The following is a 2,650-nucleotide window of genomic DNA, read 5'->3' on the forward strand; positions in this document are numbered from 1 at the left end:
CGACGTCCAGCCGCGCGAGTTCGAGGTCCAATGGCAGCAGCTTGACAACATCAGCGAGACGCGCCCGTCGCGCCTTGGCCAGACGAGCCACAGCCACAGGGATCAAATTCTGCGATATCCGCGCAAGCGGGACACGGGGCGACTGAACAGGTTCACAGGTGATCACTTGGCATATGTCCAGGGCGAGATGTGCCGCCTCGCCGGATTGTGGACGTACGGGCAAAGGGACGAATGGAGACATGGGTGGCCGTGCATCCTCTAATGTGATTGGCATGAACGGGTGAAGTCGGGATGACCCCGATCCGCTCGCCAAGGTCAATCGAAAGAGTGTGCGATATCTCGTCGCTCTCCATGTGGCCGGCGCGTCAGGGAAAAGGGTCGGGGGCCGGCGGAGTCGCGACGGGAAACGATCCGGCGTGATGTGCTCGGGAATGACTGATGAACATGTCGCAGAAAGAGCGAGAACAGGTGGGGGACGGCCGTGACCAATCCTTTCGATGACGAGTCGGGACGGTTCGTGGCGCTGGTCAACGACGAGGGTCAGTACTCGCTTTGGCCCGCGCACATCGAGATCCCGGGCGGCTGGCGTGCCGTCGGCCCGGAGGGGTCGCGTCAGGAGTGTCTGGACGTGATCGAGGCCGCCTGGACCGACATGCGGCCTGCCGGCCTGGTGCGGGCCATGGAGGCGGCGGCCGAGTAGGCCGATCGCCGGGAGCGCTCCGCCCCTCGGGGTGGATGGCGCTTCGGTGTGTGATCCGGTACGCAATCTGATCGATTCTGCTTCTTCTTGATGACCTGTCGGGTCTGCTCGGAGCGGAATCGATCAGGGTGCGACCGGCCTTTGATCCGTGGTCGGCGAAAGGTGCTCCTGCGCCGCCGCGCGGAATTTCCGAGCCGCACGGAGAACACCGGATATTTCTCTCGTGTCCCCTTCGGAGGAGGGGGCGGACTTCGCGCCGGGTGAATGCGCCCGGTGTGAGACCCGTGTGAGGGGCCGGTGGCTTCGCCCTGGGGTGCGGCAGTTCCTCTCTCCGCTTCCGCGGGACCTCTGTCGATGATGCGCGCACCGGTGCGGCGGGTTTTCCCGCCGCCCTCTCCGTCGTCCCCGAAATCTCTCCCCAAAGGTGTCGACCGGCATGACTGAAAACGAATCGATCCCGTCTCGTTCGATTTCCGAAGAGTTCTTCGACCTGACCGTTGCTCAACAGGGCGTGTGGTACGGCCAGCTGGTCGAACCGGAGAGCCCGAAGTTCAACATCGCCGAATGCTTCGAGATCCGCGGTGATCTCGACGCGGACGTGTTCGCCGCCGCCGTCGCCCGCGCGGTCGCCCTGTGCGACAGCCTCAACGTCGAGTTCGTCCTCCGGGACGGAGCCGTGCGGCAACGGGTGATGCCGCCTCCCCGGTCCCACACCGACCGGCTCCGCCTGGTGGACCTCTCCGGCACCGGCGATCCCGCGGCCGCCGCCGAGCGCTACCTCGCCGACGACATGGCCACCGTCGACCGCATCGACATTCCGCGTCACAGTCTGGTGCTGCTGCGGCTCGGCCCCCGATGGCACTACTGGTACATCCGTTTCCACCACATCGTCGTGGACGGCCTCGGAGGCGCGGTCTTCGCCCGCACCGTGGCCGACCTCTACGCACGCGTCCAGCGGGGCGAGGACATCACCGAGGCGGAGCTGCCGCCCGCCCGGCTCGCCGAGCTCGTCGCGGACGAGGCCGCCTACCTGGAATCCGACCGGTACGAGGTCGACCGGACCTACTGGACCGCCAAGTTCGCCGACCGCGCCCCGGGCGCAACGGGTTCTGACGGCTCCGCCGGGGAGACCGGCGCCGGGGGTGGTACGCCGCTCATCCGCCGCCGGACCGACACCCCGGCCCCGGCCGCTCCCGCCGGAGAGGGCGGTGCGGACGGCGTGCACCTGCACACCGGCGAGACCCTGCCCGTCACCGTCCTGGACGAGTTGCGCCGGCTCGCCGCCGCCAACCGCACGAGCTGGACCGCCGTCCTGGTGAGCGCGGTCGCCGCCTACGTGGGCCGGGCCACCGGCACCCGGGACGTCGTCGTGGGTCTCGCCTCCAACGGCCGGCACGGCGGACTGCGGCACATCGTCGGTATGACCGCCAACATCCTGCCGTTGCGGCTGAGCGTCACCACCGGCATGACGGTCGGCGAACTGGTGCGGGCCGTCGCCCTGGAGATGCGCGGGGCTCTGCGCCACCGGCGGTTCTCCCGTGAACAACTCGCCCGCGAACTCAGGATGGCCGACGACGCGGCACGTCTGACGGACGTCGTCGTCAACATCATGGGCTACGAGTACGACCTCGAATTCGCCGGCAGCCCCGCCACCTCCCGCGTACTGTCCATCGGCCCGGTCGACGACGTCTCCCTCTTCGTCTCCGAACGCTCCGAGGGGACCGGGCCGTTGGTCGGATTCGACGCCAACCCGGAGCTCTACCGCCCCGAGGACGTGCGGCTGAGCCAGCGCGCCGTCATCGCCTTCCTGAAGGCCCTTGCCGCCGCGGACTCCGAAACCCCGCTGCACGAGCTGCCGTTGACCGACGAGGCGATCGCCCGCGAACTCCTCGCGCACGGCCGCGGAGCCGATCTGCCGGCGCCGGAGCCGGCCGTGAGCCTGCCCGAGGC

Annotated in this window: 2 protein-coding genes; both read left to right on the forward strand. The window is 68.6% G+C overall.

What is annotated here, in order from left to right:
* The first annotated feature begins 481 nt into the window (after positions 1-481).
* Complete coding sequence (locus ACWD3D_RS35875; RefSeq protein WP_451464851.1) at positions 482-700, forward strand: MbtH family protein; 219 nt, start codon at positions 482-484, stop codon at positions 698-700.
* Between the two features lie 436 nt (positions 701-1,136).
* On the forward strand, positions 1,137-2,650 hold a 1,514-nt coding region (locus tag ACWD3D_RS35880; protein ID WP_451464852.1), incomplete at its 3' end, for a condensation domain-containing protein.

It is taken from the genome of Streptomyces sp. NPDC002690 (genome assembly GCF_053592415.1).